We start from the raw sequence: 15,174 nt of genomic DNA, 5'->3' as shown, positions 1-15,174 counted from the left end.
GTCGTCAGGGATTTTGGAACGTATTTCGGCCTTAGCTGGGCTCTAGAATCATTGACCTACAGCTAGAACAGCACGGTAGCTGCTAGGGCGGTGGCTGAGAGGAAGACCTTTGGACATCTGTCATATCGGGTTGCGACGCGCAGCCAATCCTTCAGACGTCCAAACATAATCTCGATCCTGTTGCGTCGTTTGTAGCGGCGCTTATCGTATCTGACAGGCTTGTCGCGTGATTTTCGACCTAGGAAACAGGGCCTTAGTCCCCTGCCACTAACGGCTTCGCGGAACCGCCCCGCGTCACAAGCTCGACCTCCCAGCAGCCAATCAGCAGATGTAGGCTGTTTGTCAAAGCCCTGGCCCCAGTATAGTCGCTCACCTGCCCGGCAGATACATCACCACCAATGCGCAATCGGGTGAAGTCCTGATGTTGGGTTGGATGAATGCAGATGCGGTTTGGCTGCGGGTCGACGCTACTGGATCGGGTGCCTTGTATTTGGGCTAGTGTTCTTGCTTCTATCGCGCCGTGCCCTTGGACCCGGATGCAGGCCAACCGCTGACATTTACGGAAGACCACAAAACCTTCGACCCCTTTAAAGTCTATTGTGATGTCCAAAACCCATCGCAACTCTGGACTCCTCCAGACGCGACATGCCCCGGGTTTGATCAACCGGGTACGCGGACATGTCTGGCCAAACCCGCCAATCGGCTGCGGATCATGAAAGATGACACTCGCGCCGCCGTGGTCGCCACGCCCCCCTGCGGTCTGGCTTGCCCTTTACACGCCGCAATCCAAAGCGCAAGCATGGCAACATCTCGACCGCGCTCATGATGCAGAGCAGAACGCTTGCAAAAAAGGCGCGGACCCTCTGGCACATCCAATGTACCTAGCGCCCGATCTACGTTCAGCTGAGCCACGGCGCACAATGCCATGTCTCGGTTCAAGAGGCCGTTTGAATGCACCTCAAATGCGAAGGCCCGGAAACCAAAGTGAGTATCATGATGCTCGACTTCCGAGGGATTATAACCACAATCCACTAGCCACTATCTCAATTCTCGGCGTCAGATATTGCCGCAACACTCTGAACAAATGGCCGGTTTCAATGGCGACATAAGTTGCCATACTCCAGGCAGGTGAATGAAACAGTACGCGTAGCATGAATATCGAATTCACATGTTGGGCTCATTGCTGTCGCTCTTTGCGCGTTTGACGAACGACTGCTCTTTTTTTGGTTAGAATATCTCGGGTTCTGGGGTCTAAAAAATTCAAAACTCCAAGTAGCTTATTATGTTGAAACCACAGTCCCACCATTAAGGTAATCCGACATCTATACAGGAGTGCGTCACTTGTTGGACGTCAGTGGGTTAACTAAAGAGAGCATGGAGTGGGTGTTGTTTGTACACAACCGAGCTTGAAGGAACGTTGAAGTTTCGAGGATTGGGAACATGCAAAAGCCCCCATTCGAGACATGGCGCGCTTCCTTCTATTTGATGTCGCTCACCACGGCCATTTCGGGCACTAGAAGGAGGATTTGATGCTTTACAATAAAGTTTGGGCACACGAACGCTACATCCCTGGATCAGCGCGAAGTCGCTTTGTGGTGCTGCTGAAGAACCCTAACACACGAATCAAACCGAAATAGGTAAGCAATCCAGATTTTGAGTTACATCCGCACCTTGGGGAAACACATAGTCGAATACACCAATCGCCGCGTTCGAAGAAGGCTGCATAGAATGCGAGATATAACCATACGCATTGATCTTGATTTGATGATGATCGGTGATACCCTTATGGTGACGCCCCGCAAATGCGTCGGTTGGAAGGCGCTAAACGCAGAAATCTTGCTTATTTTTTGCTTTGTTGCTGCGATCTTGACGACCAGCCAAGTTCCTTCGAACTGAACCGCTGACACCTCACAGTTGACCGTTGGATATCCCCTCATCCGCCTGGGTCACAATCGGATGCCTTACGATATCCAGCAGCTTGTCGCGGTGTGCTTCCTTGATCTCCGCACCCGCATGCCGTTGTTTCGACTCGAACAAAGAGTGGAGCCGCAGGGACGAAGGGAAAATCCTCCGCGGCTTTCTTTGCGCGTACGTTCGACAATACGGCGCAAGGCTTGAAGAATGCTAAACTTCATCCCGAGCCAAAAGCGAACTAGTCGACAACCTGAATTTGCGTTTTACTTTATCGCCTTCGTGCAAAATCAAGCAATCGGCAACTTGTTGGTCTCACCCGCGCACCCGACCTTTTGCAGGTAGCTTTCCAGCGATCTAGGGAAGTTGGTATGCTCGATCGGGCGGGTATCGGTTTTTCGTTGCCCGTGCCTTGTGGTTTCTGAAACTCAGCAACGTGCTCGGTCTCACTACGCGTCGTGCAAGATATCACAGTGTCGGATTAGACTTCAGAGGGCCGTAGTCGTTTGATCACTGTCAAAACATCTATATGGAATTGGGAATGATCGACGGCATCCGCTGCTACGATTTTGAAATACCGAGACAGAGCGGGCATCTGGCAATACATGGACTTTCCGATGCCTGGCGGTCAGATGCCGAGAAGGCCATTGCCCGACATGGCTTCATCGACAATGAGTTCCTCCAAGCGGTAGCGTTCTGGGTAGACTAGTTGTGTCCGGAAACTGCGAAATGCGTCCACGTGGGGATAAGGTCATTGGCAAAACCTTAGCCGCTTTCGGATTCACCTCAAGGTCGACGACAGGCATTTGGAAAGGAAATCACTGTTTTGACCAGTTATTTTTGATGCACATCGCATCAGTAGGCTGTGTCAGAGAACAGCTTTTGAGAGTATGCACACACCGAACAGCTCGTGAATCGCAACGCAAACTCGTCGCGAAGCTAGCTCTCGCGGATCAAAAAAGAAAATCGTCCAGCGCTAGGTGAATCCTCGAAATCCCCAAACAATTACCATGATTGTCAAATTTTTGCAGAGAGAGCTGTCGCCTCCTTACGGCTGGTTCGATCCTCACAACCGGAGCATATGTAAACGGGCACGGCTTTTCTTCAGGAGCACACATGAGCAAGCAATACTACGCACCCCATGGCGGACACCCCGGACAAGACCAGTTGCTGACGGACCGCGCGGTGTTTACGGATGCGTATGCCGTGATCCCCAAGGGCACAATGCGGGACATCGTGACAAGCTTTCTGCCGTTCTGGGACGATACACGCCTCTGGGTGATCTCCCGCCCCATGACCGGATTTGCCGAGACATTCTCGCAATACATCATGGAGGTCCAGCCGGGCGGAGGCTCGGACCAGCCCGAGACCAACCCCGAGGCCCAAGGTGTTTTGTTCGTAGTCGAAGGCACCGCAACGCTGATCGCTGAAGGTACGCGCTATAAGCTGACGCCTGGCGGCTATGCCTATCTGCCGCCCGGATGCGATTGGACCCTGCATAACCACTCCGATGACACCTTACGGTTCCATTGGATTCGCAAAGCCTTTGAGGCGGTTGAAGGGCTCGGGACCCCGGATGTCCTCGTGCTGAACGAAAACGATATCGCGCCGACCCCAATGCCCGGCACCGATGGGAAATGGGCGACGACGAGATTTGTCGACCCGAGTGACCTGCGCCACGACATGCATGTAACTGTGGTGACGTTCGAACCCGGTGCGGTCATCCCTTTCCTCGAAACCCATGTCATGGAACACGGCCTCTACGTGCTGGAGGGAAAAGCGGTGTACCGGTTGAACAATGACTGGGTCGAGGTCGAGGCAGGAGACTATATGTGGCTGCGCGCGTTCTGCCCACAGGCTTGTTACGCCGGTGGTCCGGGCAAGTTCCGGTATCTGCTCTATAAGGATGTGAACCGACACATGCCTCTGCGCCTTGGATCTGCTGCCAACCGGCGATAGAGGCCTCTCAGTTCACGGTTCCTCCGATGGCCTGAGTCAACGCTTGGCCCGCCTCGATCACGGGGCGGCTCAGCTGTTCGATCCCGTCCTCGCGCACACGGCTGGTTGGCCCAGAGACGGAAATACCCGCAACCGCTTCACCGTTCACGTCGAACACCGGTGCAGCGATGCAGCGCATGCCCTCGTTTTTCTCTTCATTGTCGATCGAAAAACCTCGCGCGCGGATAGAAGTCAGATCCTGCTTCAGACTCTCTACCGTCGTGATCGACCGGTCCGTGAATGCCTGCAACTGGACCGAGGCCAGCAACCTGTCCAATCGGTCCTCATCCATATGCGCCAGCAGGACCTTCCCGATCCCCGATGCGTGCATGGGCGACAATGTCCCGGGAGGGAAAAAGGCACGGATGCTAGCATGCGTTTCGACTTGGCTTAGAAACAGAACCGAACCTTCTTTCTGAATGCCCAGATTGGCGGTCTCACCCGTGGCTTCCATCAGCTTGCGCATCACCGGCCTTGCCCGATCCACAAGGCTGGTACGCCGTAGAAATCGCGACCCTATAACAAAGGCGCGGGGGCCGATATGCCAGATCTGTTCGACGGGATCGAACTCTACTAAGCCCCTGCCCTCAAGCGTGACAAGGATGCGGTAGACCGTGGCCGGGGATTGCTGCATTTCATCGGACAGCATCGTCAATGACTTGCCTTGCGCCTCGCTCAGATACTCGAAAACCTCCATCGCACGGTCGAGGGATTTAATCGTGTTCTGAGCTGTTTTATCATCCCATCCCCGGGGTCTTCCCCGGGCTTTTCGAGGGGAACCAGCGCCATTGTTTTGGGAAGCCATAAGAACCTTCGGATTTTTTCGAAAACCGAATTCATCATATGAAAAACATAAGTTACTGACAACAATATTCTAAATAGTAGTAGCCGGTTTTTGAAAATCGTTTTCAAAAAAATTTAAAATCAAAAAACTTCGTCTTAAGATGTCCCTAACGACGGAAGGAGACCATCCATGAGCTTTCAAAATCCCGTTTTCATTCCGGGCCCGACCAATATCCCTGAAAGCCTGCGCAAGGCTTGTGACATGCCCACGATCGACCACCGGTCGCCGCTGTTTGGGCAAATTCTGCACCCTGCCCGCGCGGGTGTTCGGAAAGTTCTGAAAAGCGACAGCGCCGAGGTGTTCATCTTCCCCTCGACCGGGACGGGCGGCTGGGAAACAGCTTTGACCAACACCCTATCTGCCGGAGACAAGGTTCTGGCCGCGCGCAACGGCATGTTCAGCCATCGCTGGATCGACATGTGCCAGCGCCACGGGCTGAATGTCGAGATCGTCGAAACCCCGTGGGGTCAGGGCCTGCCTGCCGACCGCTATGAAGAGATCCTGACCGCGGACACCAACCACGAGATCAAAGCCGTTCTTGCCACGCATAACGAAACGGCAACCGGCGTAAAATCGGACATTGCCGCCGTGCGCAAGGCGCTGAACGCGTCAGGGCATTCTGCGCTGCTGTACGTTGATGGCGTCTCGTCCATTGCGTCGATGGATTTCCGCTTTGATGAGTGGGGCGTCGATGTGGCCGTCACCGGATCGCAAAAAGGGTTCATGCTGCCCGCAGGTCTCGCGATCGTCGGCTATAGCCAGAAGGCGATGGAGGCGACCAAAACTGGCACCCTGCCCCGCACGTTTTTTGACGTCCACGACATGGCCAAGGGATACGCAAACAGCGCCTATCCCTACACGCCTGCCGTCGGCTTGATGAATGGCCTAAACCAGGCCTGCGACATGTTGCTGAAGGAAGGGTTGGAGAACGTCTTTGCCCGCCATACCCGCATCGCCGAAGGGGTGCGTGCCGCTGTTGGCGCATGGGGGCTGGAGCTTTGTGCCGCGAACCCCTCGGTTTATTCCGACACGGTCAGCGCGATCCGCACACCGGATGGTTTCAACGCAACCAATATCGTCACCCATGCCGCCGAGAAATACGGCGTGGCCTTTGGCGTCGGCCTTGGCGAAGTCGCTGGCAAAGTCTTCCGGATCGGACATCTGGGCAGCCTGACCGACGTCATGGCCTTGTCGGGGATCGCGACAGCCGAAATGTGCATGGTCGATCTGGGCCTCAATATCCAACTGGGTTCGGGCGTGGCGGCGGCGCAGGAATACTATCGCGGCCATCCAGCCGCCGTTCAGAAGGACGCTGCATGATGAAGGACCTCTCCATGTATATCCCGACCTATCAGGACATGCTCGAAGCGCATGCCCGGATTGAGCCTTACATCCGACGGACCCCGGTTCGAACCTCGGACTACCTGAACGAATTGACGGGCGCCCAGCTGTTCTTCAAATGCGAGAACTTTCAGGAACCGGGCGCCTTTAAGGTACGCGGCGCCACCAACGCAGTGTTCGGCCTTAATGAGGAACAAGCGAAGAAGGGTGTTGCCACCCATTCCTCCGGCAACCACGCGTCGTGCCTGTCCTATGCCGCATCGAGGCGCGGTATTCCGTGCAACGTGGTGATGCCGCGCACGGCGCCTCAGGCCAAGAAAGACACGGTACGTCGCTATGGAGGCAAAATCACCGAGTGTGAGCCCTCGACCACCTCGCGTGAGGCGACTTTCGCGCAGGTTCAGGCGGCCACGGGTGGGGATTTTGTCCACCCATACAACGATCCGCGGGTGATCGCCGGACAGGGCACCTGCTCGCGCGAGTTCATCGAGCAGACCGATGGTCTGGATGCGGTGGTTGCCCCCATCGGCGGCGGCGGCATGGTGTCCGGCACTTGCCTGACCCTGTCCACCCTCGCGCCCGAAACCGAAATCATTGCGGCGGAACCCGAACAGGCTGACGACGCCTATCGCAGCTTCAAGGCGGGTCACATCATCGCCGATGACGCGCCAAAAACCATCGCTGACGGCCTGTTGGTGCCGCTGAAAGACCTGACGTGGCACTTCGTTTCGAACCACGTTTCCGAGATCTACACGGCCTCTGAGCAAGAGATCATCGACGCGATGAAGCTAACATGGAAACACCTTCGGATCGTGATGGAGCCGTCCTCGGCTGTGCCTCTGGCCACGATCCTCAAGAACCCCGACGCGTTTAAAGGCAAGCGGGTCGGCCTGATCATCACTGGTGGCAATGTCGATCTGGACAAGCTGCCCTGGCTGAACACCTGACCCAGCCGCAAAAGACATCAATCCAGACACAGGAATACGGACATGAAAGATATGACCAATCTCGACGCATTCGAAGTAGGCTATGACATTCCGGCCAAGCCCGGAATGGATGAAGCAGATATCCAGACCCCTAGCCTTGTGCTGGATCTCGACGCGCTTGAACGCAACATCAAGAAGATGGGCGACTATGCCAAAGCCCACGGTATGCGCCACCGCGTCCACGGCAAAATGCACAAATCCGTCGATGTGGCGAAACTTCAGGAACGCATCGGCGGAGCAGTGGGCGTGTGCTGTCAGAAGGTCTCGGAAGCCGAAGTTTTTGTGCGCGGTGGGATCAAGGACGTGTTGGTATCAAACCAGGTGCGCGACCCTGCCAAGATCGACCGCCTGGCCAGCCTGCCAAAACTCGGCAGCCGTATCATCGTATGCGTCGACGATGTAGACAATGTCGCAGATCTTTCCGGAGCAGCCGTCGATCACGGCACTCAGCTTGAGGTCTTCGTCGAAATTGACTGCGGCGCAGGGCGGTGCGGGGTGACCACTACGCCTCAGGTGATTGAAATTGCCAAAGCCGTCGAGGCGGCCGACAATCTCAAATTCACCGGCATTCAAGCCTATCAGGGTGCGATGCAGCATCTCGACAGCTTTGATGCGCGCAAGGAAAAGCTGGATACTGCAATTGCGATGGTCAAAGACGCCGTTGACGGCCTTAAGGCGGAAGGCATCGATTGCGAGCTGGTTTCCGGCGGCGGCACTGGCTCATACTACTTCGAGTCCAACTCGGGCGTATACAATGAGCTTCAATGCGGGTCCTATGCCTTCATGGATGCCGATTACGGCCGCATTCTGGACAAGGACGGCAACCGTATCGACCGTGGCGAGTGGGAGAACGCTCTGTTCATCCTGACCAGCGTCATGAGCCACGCCAAAGCCGACAAGGCGATCGTCGATGCTGGCCTCAAGGCGCAATCGGTGGACAGCGGCTTGCCCGTCGTGTTTGGACGCGACGATGTCGAGTACATCAAATGCTCGGACGAGCATGGCGTTGTGATGGATACGGATGGTGTTCTCGAGGTCAACGACAAGCTCAAGCTGGTGCCCGGTCACTGCGACCCAACGGCCAATGTGCATGATTGGTATGTCGGCGTGCGCAACGGCAAGGTCGAGGCGGTCTGGCCGGTATCCGCCCGCGGCCGCGCCTACTGAGACCAAACAATCAAAGAAATCTGGCTCGAGAGTAGCCTGATCCTCGCCCGTGTGCCTCCTCTCCCTTCGGGACAAGCGCACGGGCGAACGAATTCCAAGTGGAGACTGACATGTTGATCGTACCCGAGCGCGAGATCGCCGGATTGATGACCCGCCAAGCGGCTTTTGATGCCGTCGAAAGCGTCTTTGCAGCGATGGCCGCAGGCGATGCCTATAACTTCCCTGTCGTGCGCGAGGCCATCGGCCACGAAGACGCTCTGTATGGCTTCAAGGGTGGTTTTGACCGCGCCGGCCTGACTTTGGGCCTGAAGGCCGGCGGCTACTGGCCGAACAATCTTGAGAAACGCGGTTTGATCAACCACCAATCCACGGTTTTCCTGTTCGATCCCGACACAGGCAAACCTTCAGCGATGGTTGGCGGCAACCTACTGACGGCGTTGCGCACAGCGGCGGCCTCGTCCGTGTCAATCAAACATCTGGCCCGCGCAGATGCTAAAGTGATTGGGATGATCGGGGCGGGCCATCAGGCCGCCTTTCAACTGCGCGCCGCGCTGGAACAGCGTAGCTTTGAAAAGGTCATTGGCTGGAATTACCACCCGGAAATGCTGCCCAATATCGAGAAAGTCGCTGTTGAGGCAGGTGCCCCATTTGAGGCGGTCGAACTTGACGGGATGACCGAAGCGGATGTGATCATCTCGATCACTTCGGCTTTTGCGCCGTCGTTGATGGCGCACAATGTCAGCCCCGGAACACATGTTGCCTGCATGGGGACAGACACCAAAGGCAAGCAAGAGGTCGAATCCGCCCTCTTGGCCAAGGCGCGCGTTTTCACGGACGAGGTCGCGCAATCCATCACAATCGGCGAGGCACAGCACGCAGTCGCCGAGGGACTGATCAGCCAAAGCGACGTCGCTCAGCTTGGCGCGGTCATCAATGGAACGCATGAGGGCCGCTCGGCCGATGATCAGATCACGTTGTTCGACGGCACAGGCGTTGGCCTGCAGGATCTTGCGGTGGCCGCAGCGGTGGTTGACCTTGCCGTAGAAAAAGGGATCGCGATCGAGGTTGATTTCTGACCTCGCTGGTACCTGTTTCCGAGCGGCAAGTCGCCCCTCGGTTTGCAACCGCCGGGGTTCGTGCCCCGGCCAATGTCATTCCACCCGGAAGATTTTGCTAGGCGTTGAATTTTCGCTGGATTTCCAGCCTCATGCGCAGGGAAGTTGCGATACCCCGCGCATCTTCAGGCGATTTTTTCGACGACAAGGAACGGTATCTCGAACCAATGTTCCTGCAGGTTTGGTCCGGTTCCAATTCTGTCCACGACCGCAAAAAGCCCCGGATCGTGGAGCGGAGTCAGCACGCCGTGCCAGGTATTGCGGTGATAGTTCACCCCCTGCCCCGGCGCAGTTAGGAACGCAATCGGGTGGCCGGGTTTCCCATCTTCATCGGGAGCTACAACCACAACGAACGGCTTTTCGGACAATGGCAGAAACGCCTGACTGCCCTCAGGGTGACGCTCCATCATATCCAGCCTGATCGGCAGGCTGAAAGCCTCGGACTGGAACACGCTGATCCCCGCACGGCCGTCTTGGAAATCCAACTCGGCACGGTCGTGATAGCGGGCGCATTTGCCCTGATTGATGTACTTGTCCACCTCACCCGCCGCTTGGATCACATCTCCAAACGGTGCAAAGGCATCGGAGGTCAGGGGCTGCAGCTTCAACTCGATGGTCATTTCGAGAACTTCTCGATCAAGCGCAACTCGGCGATCCGTTCGACTTGACAGCAGGCTTCGTCGAACTCGGTGTCCCGATCACTGTCAATGCGACGGTGAAAGGCCTCCAAGATGCTGGCCTTCGTGTTGTCCTTGACGGCGATGATGAAAGGAAAGCCGAATTTGGCCGTGTAGGCCTTATTCAACGCGGTAAAGGTTTCGCGTTCTTCATCCGTCAGCATATCTAGACCGGCCCCAGCCTGTTCCGCCGTGCTTTCCTTGGTCAGCCGCCCGGCGGCGGCAAGCTTGCCCGCCAGATCCGGGTGCGCCGTCAGGACACCAAGGCGTTGCTCGGTCGTGGAGGTGCGGAAAACACGCGCAAGCGCGTTATGGACGCCAGCCGCATTGTCATGGGTCGGCCCCAGTTCAAGTTCAAACGCGCCTTCGGCAATCCATGGGCTGTGTTCGAACACGCCGCCAAATTCCGACACGAAGGTGGGCTGGTCCATTTCGGACGGGGTGAGGCGTTGCTTCGGCGGGTATTCCTTTGCCCAGTGATCGGCAATCTGTTCACGTGTCGCGAACCAGACACCATCATGTTGTCTGAAATAGTCCAGCGCGCGTTTCAGCGCCATGGCGCGACCCGGACGACCGATCAAGCGGCAGTGCAACCCGATCGAGAGCATTTTCGGCATACCCGCTGTGCCCTCGGCATAGAGCATATCGAAACTATCTTTCAGATAGCTTTCGAATTGCTCGCCATTCGTATACCCGGCCTGAATCGCAAACCGCATGTCATTGCAGTCCATCGTATAGGGCACGATCAACTGATCCTTGCCGCCTGCCTTGATCCAGTAGGGCAGATCATCGGCGTAGCTGTCCGCAATATAGGCAAAGTCACCCTCTTCAGCGGCAAGATAAATCGTGTTCATTGAACACCGGCCTGTGTACCAACCGCGCGGAGGCTGACCGGTGATTTCCGTGTGCAAGCGGATGGCTTCGCGGATTTGGGCACGCTCGTCTTGTGGGTCCATATCCTTGTGTTCGATCCATTTCAGCCCGTGGCTCGCGATCTCCCAGCCAGCATGTTTCATCGCCGCAACCTGCGCCGGGGCACGTGCCAGAGCGGTCGCCACGCCATAAACAGTCACTGGCAGGTCCTGCAAAAGGTGGTGAACACGCCAGAACCCGGCACGGCTGCCGTATTCGTAAATCGATTCCATGTTCCAGTGTCGTTGCCCCGGCCATGGGGCTGCACCGGTGATCTCGGACAAAAACGCCTCGGATGCAGCGTCACCGTGCAAGATGTTGTTTTCGCCACCTTCCTCATAGTTCAATACGATCTGAATCGCGATCCGGGCCCCGTTGGGCCAGTTGGCTTTGGGCATTTCGCTGCCGTAGCCGGTCATATCTCGTGGATAAGGCTTCACATCTGTTTCCTTCTTCTTGAGTTCCTCAATACTCCGGATAATCAAAGAAATTTTTCAAAAAATACGAAAAGCAGTTTCGGACAGTCTGGCTTTGCCCTCGGACGAGAAAACAGACTAAGAAATAAGCAACTTTAGGAGTGGCACAAATGACCGGTTACCTGACCACACACGTTTTAGATACAGCGCGGGGGTGCCCCGCCGAAGGGCTGAAAATCGAGCTGTACCGCATCAATGGCACAGACCGCACTTTGCTGAAAGCGCTGGTGACAAATGACGACGGCAGAACCGACGAACAGATTCTGCCGCAATCCGAGTTTTCAACGGGCGAGTATGAACTGGTTTTCTATGCTGGCGCGTATCTAGATGCCTCAGACACCCCGCCAGAAGATCCCCGTTTTTTGGATGTGATCCCGATCCGGTTCGGGATGTCCGAGCAGTCTCACTATCACGTGCCTCTGCTTCTTTCCCCCTTTGGATACTCGACCTATCGCGGCAGCTAAGGTCTCCGCTTTAGGTATTCGCGGATATCGAAGATCTGATACGCTCTATGATGAACTCCATAAAAAGCCGCGTTTTGGGGTCTTGCATGCGGCGGTGCGTAAACAGGCACGCCATCTGAATGGGTTCCGGTGGCGTTTCTGTTGCGACCGGAGCCAGATTTCCGGCCTTAAGGTGCTGTGCGATCTCAAAGATCGGCTTCAGCGCGATCCCGTGACCTGCAAGCGCCCAATCCGTCAACACATCGCCATCGTCCGACTCATAGCGACCAGAGACACGGAATCGCTTTGGCCCCGAAGCGGTCCTGAGCAGCCATTGAAACTCGGTCGCACCAGGGAAACGTAGGTTGAGGCATTCGTGATTGTCGGCGATCAAGTCGTCTCCGCTTGCCGGCATCCCACGTTTCTTGATGTATTTCGGAGAGGCGCACAGAACCCTTTCCACATCGGCGATCTTGCGAATGCGCAAATTACTGTCCTCGGGCTGCCCTAGGAAAAACGCAAGATCCAGACCTTCTGTTGTCAGGTCGACTTTTCGATCTGTCAGCCTCAGCCTAACATTGACCTCGGGGTACTCGGCCAAAAACTTTGGAACCTGTGGCGCTATCAGCCTGCGACCGACGCCCAATGGCGCAGCAACATAGAGAGAACCTTTCAGATTCTCGGTAATGTTGACGATCTGAGCTTCGGCATTTTCAACGGCCTCAAGGATTTCGGCGGCCCCCCGATAGAAGGATTGTCCCTGTTCGGTCGGCGTCAGGCTGCGCGTCGTGCGTTGAAAGAGCCGCACACCCAGATGCTCTTCCAGTTGCGAAATTCGCGCCGAGGTGACAGCCGGAGAAACCCTCAGATCACGGCCGGCGGCGGACATGCTGCCCAACTCGTAGACTCGGACAAAGGTTCTGATGTTATCTAGATAGGACATTTTTTTGCATTTTTTGATACTGCTTGGTCTTTGCTAGCAATACCAGAACAAAGCAGTCTCGCATAGAGTGAGCGGAAGCAAAGAATCTTAGGAGCAAACCCATGTATGATCTGGCCGTAATGTGGGAGTGGATTGCCTTTTCGGTCCGCTGGCTGCACGTGATCACTGCGATGGCGTGGATTGGGGCATCTTTCTACTTTATCGCATTGGACCTGATGCTTAAGCCAAACCCTGCGCTGCCGGATGGGGCCTATGGCGAGGAATGGGAGGTCCATGGCGGCGGGTTTTACCACACCGTAAAATACCTCGTGGCCCCCGCCCGGATGCCCGAACATCTGACCTGGCACAAATGGCAAAGCTACACCACATGGCTGTCCGGTGCTGCGCTCCTGATGATCATTTACTGGGTCGGAGGAGAGCTGTTCCTGCTGGACCCAACCAAGGTCGATCTGGCGTTGTGGCAAGGAATTCTGATCTCGGGCGGGTCATTGACCATTGGTTGGTTGCTCTATGACCAGATGTGCAAATCCAAGCTGAGCGATCACCCCACCATTCTGATGCTGCTATTGTTCATGATCCTGGTGATCATGTCCTGGGGCTACAACCAAATATTCACCGGACGAGCCGCGCTGCTACATCTTGGGGCGTTTACCGCAACGATCATGACGGCCAATGTGTTCTTTCAGATCATGCCGAACCAGCGCATCGTGGTCGCAGACCTCAAGGCGGGTCGAACCCCTGACGCCAAGTACGGCAAGATTGCCAAAGTACGCTCGACGCACAACAACTATCTGACCTTGCCGGTCGTGTTCCTGATGCTGTCGAACCACTATCCGCTGGCGTTCGGCACCGAGTATTCATGGATCATTGCAAGCCTGATCTTCCTGACCGGCGTCACCATTCGCCACTACTTCAACACAATGCATGCGACTGGAACAGGCCCGCATTGGACCTGGGCCGTCACGGTCCTTCTGATGATCGCGATTGCATGGCTGTCCTCAGTCCGGTCCGGCGAAACATGGGAAGAGGCCGAAGCGCGCGAACTGACACCCTATGAACAGAAATTCGCCTCGGCCGAGGGGTTCGAGGCCGCTTATGACACGGTTCTGGGCAATTGCTCCATGTGTCACGCACGCGAGCCGGTCTACGGCACAATGAAATGGGCGCCCAAGAAAGTGTATCTTGAAACGCCCGGCGATGTCGCCCGTCAGGCTGATCAAATCTATCTGCAGGCCGGGGTCAGCCACGCGATGCCGCCGCCAGCTGCGGTTCAAATGGATGACGAAGCCCGTCAGACTATCATCGCATGGGTGCGTGAAGTAAGAGGCCAGTAAGCCCCGACTTGTGGCAGGCGAAACAGGACCCTCCTGCTGGTTTATCCAAAGAACCTTTTGCTGTGTTTCGCGATGTGTTCGACGAACAGGCGTATTTTAGGATCCTGAAGTTTCTTGTGCGGATAGAGGCAGCCGAAGATGGTCGGCAATGGCGGTGTCGAGGGCAGAACCTCGACCAGTTGGCCTGACACGAGATACTCTTTCACATCAAAGCGCGGTTTGTTGACGATCCCCTTCCCTGCCAAAGCCCAATCCGTCAGGACATCGCCATCATCCGCATCGTATTTGCCCCGAACCTCAAGTTTGCGCGGACCCATGTCGGTGTTCAGGGTCCAGAAATACTCGGGCGATCTGGGATAGCGCAGCAGCAGGCAATTGTGCTGAGAGTGCAATAGGTCATCCGGCGTTTTGGGTACGCCGAAATTTGACAGATATTCAGGCGAGGCACATAGCAGCCGGTCACAATCCGCGAATTTCCGCAGTTTCATCGTGGAATCGCCCGGCTCTCCGATAAAGAACGCAATATCCAAACCATCGGCCATCATGTCCACTTTGCGGTCAGACAGGCGCATGCGGATCTCGGTCTCTGGATAACGCTCCGAGAATTCCGGCACCAGCGGCGCAACGATTCTACGCCCAACCCCCAGCGGCGCTGTGATGCGGATTGCGCCTCGAGGGGCGTCCGAAAAACTGGCGACGCGCGCCTCGGCGTGGTCCAACGCCAGTAAAACGGCCTTGGCCTCATCATAGAAAACCTCGCCGACCTCTGTTGCCGTTATCGAGCGGGTCGTCCTGTTGAACAGGCGCACGCCCAAGTGGTTTTCCAGCTCTTTCAGACGTTTGCTGGCCACTGCGGGGGTTAGCCGCAGGTCTCGGCCGCCGGACGTGATGCTGCCCAGCTCCATCACCCTAACGAAGACCCGCAAGCTTTCGATGTATGACATTCATTCCTCCCACTGCGGGAAGACTGCGATGGTGGGATTTCTTTTTCAACGTTTTGTTGAAAGTATTTGTCATTTCCGACGAT

13 protein-coding genes and 1 pseudogene are annotated in these 15,174 nt (G+C 56.0%); 8 read left to right on the top strand and 6 right to left on the bottom strand.

Annotation, left to right across the window (positions count from 1 at the left end; translation table 11 throughout):
• Positions 1-62: 62 nt before the first annotated feature.
• Positions 63-388: pseudogene (locus ACR0IP_RS13365) on the bottom strand (transposase); the annotation flags it as partial.
• 2,064 nt (positions 389-2,452) lie between these two features.
• Here ACR0IP_RS13365 and ACR0IP_RS13360 point away from each other — a divergent pair.
• Entirely contained in the window at positions 2,453-2,620 is a 168-nt protein-coding gene (locus ACR0IP_RS13360) for a hypothetical protein (protein ID WP_170378266.1), read from the top strand.
• Positions 2,621-3,027: 407 nt separating this feature from the next.
• Positions 3,028-3,870 (top strand): bifunctional allantoicase/(S)-ureidoglycine aminohydrolase, encoded by an 843-nt coding sequence (locus ACR0IP_RS13355; RefSeq protein ID WP_170689140.1) that lies wholly within the window; start codon positions 3,028-3,030, stop codon positions 3,868-3,870.
• A gap of 7 nt (positions 3,871-3,877) precedes the next feature.
• Here the strand turns inward: ACR0IP_RS13355 and bhcR are convergent, their stop codons facing one another.
• Positions 3,878-4,714, bottom strand: coding sequence for an HTH-type transcriptional regulator BhcR (gene bhcR / locus ACR0IP_RS13350; RefSeq protein ID WP_170689139.1), 837 nt, complete (start codon positions 4,712-4,714; stop codon positions 3,878-3,880).
• A 168-nt stretch (positions 4,715-4,882) separates the two neighbouring features.
• Between bhcR and bhcA the strand changes: the two genes are divergently transcribed.
• The 4 genes from bhcA to bhcD all read left to right on the top strand — a co-directional run bounded on the left by bhcA (position 4,883) and on the right by bhcD (position 9,323).
• Positions 4,883-6,073 carry an L-aspartate--glyoxylate aminotransferase BhcA gene (gene bhcA / locus ACR0IP_RS13345; protein WP_480526041.1) on the top strand — a complete coding sequence of 397 codons (1,191 nt, stop codon included), beginning with the start codon at positions 4,883-4,885 and terminating at the stop codon, positions 6,071-6,073.
• Positions 6,073-7,041 (top strand): beta-hydroxyaspartate dehydratase BhcB, encoded by a 969-nt coding sequence (bhcB, locus tag ACR0IP_RS13340; RefSeq protein ID WP_480526124.1) that lies wholly within the window; start codon positions 6,073-6,075, stop codon positions 7,039-7,041. Before bhcA ends, bhcB begins: the two co-directional genes overlap by 1 nt.
• 42 nt (positions 7,042-7,083) lie before the next feature.
• Positions 7,084-8,247, top strand: a complete 1,164-nt coding sequence (bhcC, locus tag ACR0IP_RS13335) for a 3-hydroxy-D-aspartate aldolase BhcC (RefSeq protein WP_170689137.1) — start codon at positions 7,084-7,086, stop codon at positions 8,245-8,247.
• A gap of 110 nt (positions 8,248-8,357) precedes the next feature.
• Complete coding sequence (gene bhcD, locus ACR0IP_RS13330) at positions 8,358-9,323, top strand: iminosuccinate reductase BhcD (protein WP_480526039.1); 966 nt, start codon at positions 8,358-8,360, stop codon at positions 9,321-9,323.
• 164 nt (positions 9,324-9,487) lie between these two features.
• Here the strand turns inward: bhcD and ACR0IP_RS13325 are convergent, their stop codons facing one another.
• On the bottom strand, positions 9,488-9,982 hold the full coding sequence (locus tag ACR0IP_RS13325; RefSeq protein WP_480526037.1) for an ureidoglycolate lyase: 495 nt from the start codon (positions 9,980-9,982) through the stop codon (positions 9,488-9,490).
• Entirely contained in the window at positions 9,979-11,391 is a 1,413-nt protein-coding gene (gene puuE / locus ACR0IP_RS13320; RefSeq protein WP_480526035.1) for an allantoinase PuuE, read from the bottom strand. The genes ACR0IP_RS13325 and puuE overlap by 4 nt, the downstream gene beginning before the upstream one ends.
• Before the next feature lie 146 nt (positions 11,392-11,537).
• Here puuE and uraH point away from each other — a divergent pair, with 146 nt between their 5' ends.
• A complete protein-coding gene (uraH, locus tag ACR0IP_RS13315; protein ID WP_170659110.1) occupies positions 11,538-11,891 on the top strand; it encodes a hydroxyisourate hydrolase in 354 nt (117 codons plus the stop codon).
• A 10-nt stretch (positions 11,892-11,901) separates the two neighbouring features.
• Here uraH and ACR0IP_RS13310 read toward each other — a convergent pair whose 3' ends face one another.
• Positions 11,902-12,813, bottom strand: coding sequence for a LysR family transcriptional regulator (locus tag ACR0IP_RS13310; RefSeq protein ID WP_170689133.1), 912 nt, complete (start codon positions 12,811-12,813; stop codon positions 11,902-11,904).
• A 101-nt stretch (positions 12,814-12,914) separates the two neighbouring features.
• On the opposite strand from ACR0IP_RS13310, the gene ACR0IP_RS13305 reads away from it, so the two are divergent.
• Positions 12,915-14,147 (top strand): urate hydroxylase PuuD, encoded by a 1,233-nt coding sequence (locus tag ACR0IP_RS13305; protein WP_480526033.1) that lies wholly within the window; start codon positions 12,915-12,917, stop codon positions 14,145-14,147.
• A gap of 41 nt (positions 14,148-14,188) precedes the next feature.
• On the opposite strand, the gene ACR0IP_RS13300 is transcribed toward ACR0IP_RS13305, so the two are convergent.
• Positions 14,189-15,091, bottom strand: coding sequence for a LysR family transcriptional regulator (locus ACR0IP_RS13300; protein ID WP_170378289.1), 903 nt, complete (start codon positions 15,089-15,091; stop codon positions 14,189-14,191).
• Positions 15,092-15,174 lie beyond the last annotated feature (83 nt).

The organism is Ruegeria sp. AL11, from assembly GCF_056540865.1.
Note: the sequence above shows the minus strand (reverse complement) of the source record. Positions and strands in the feature narration are given on the sequence as shown.

Bases quoted from the DNA above. Each gene is read 5' to 3' on its own strand.
- ACR0IP_RS13360 (WP_170378266.1), top strand. From the start codon at position 2,453: ATGATCGACGGCATCCGCTGCTACGATTTTGAAATACCGAGACAGAGC.
- ACR0IP_RS13355 (WP_170689140.1), top strand. From the start codon at position 3,028: ATGAGCAAGCAATACTACGCACCCCATGGCGGACACCCCGGACAAGAC.
- bhcR (WP_170689139.1), bottom strand. From the start codon at position 4,714: ATGGCTTCCCAAAACAATGGCGCTGGTTCCCCTCGAAAAGCCCGGGGA.
- bhcA (WP_480526041.1), top strand. From the start codon at position 4,883: ATGAGCTTTCAAAATCCCGTTTTCATTCCGGGCCCGACCAATATCCCT.
- bhcB (WP_480526124.1), top strand. From the start codon at position 6,073: ATGAAGGACCTCTCCATGTATATCCCGACCTATCAGGACATGCTCGAA.
- bhcC (WP_170689137.1), top strand. From the start codon at position 7,084: ATGAAAGATATGACCAATCTCGACGCATTCGAAGTAGGCTATGACATT.
- bhcD (WP_480526039.1), top strand. From the start codon at position 8,358: ATGTTGATCGTACCCGAGCGCGAGATCGCCGGATTGATGACCCGCCAA.
- ACR0IP_RS13325 (WP_480526037.1), bottom strand. From the start codon at position 9,982: ATGACCATCGAGTTGAAGCTGCAGCCCCTGACCTCCGATGCCTTTGCA.
- uraH (WP_170659110.1), top strand. From the start codon at position 11,538: ATGACCGGTTACCTGACCACACACGTTTTAGATACAGCGCGGGGGTGC.
- ACR0IP_RS13310 (WP_170689133.1), bottom strand. From the start codon at position 12,813: ATGTCCTATCTAGATAACATCAGAACCTTTGTCCGAGTCTACGAGTTG.
- ACR0IP_RS13305 (WP_480526033.1), top strand. From the start codon at position 12,915: ATGTATGATCTGGCCGTAATGTGGGAGTGGATTGCCTTTTCGGTCCGC.
- ACR0IP_RS13300 (WP_170378289.1), bottom strand. From the start codon at position 15,091: ATGTCATACATCGAAAGCTTGCGGGTCTTCGTTAGGGTGATGGAGCTG.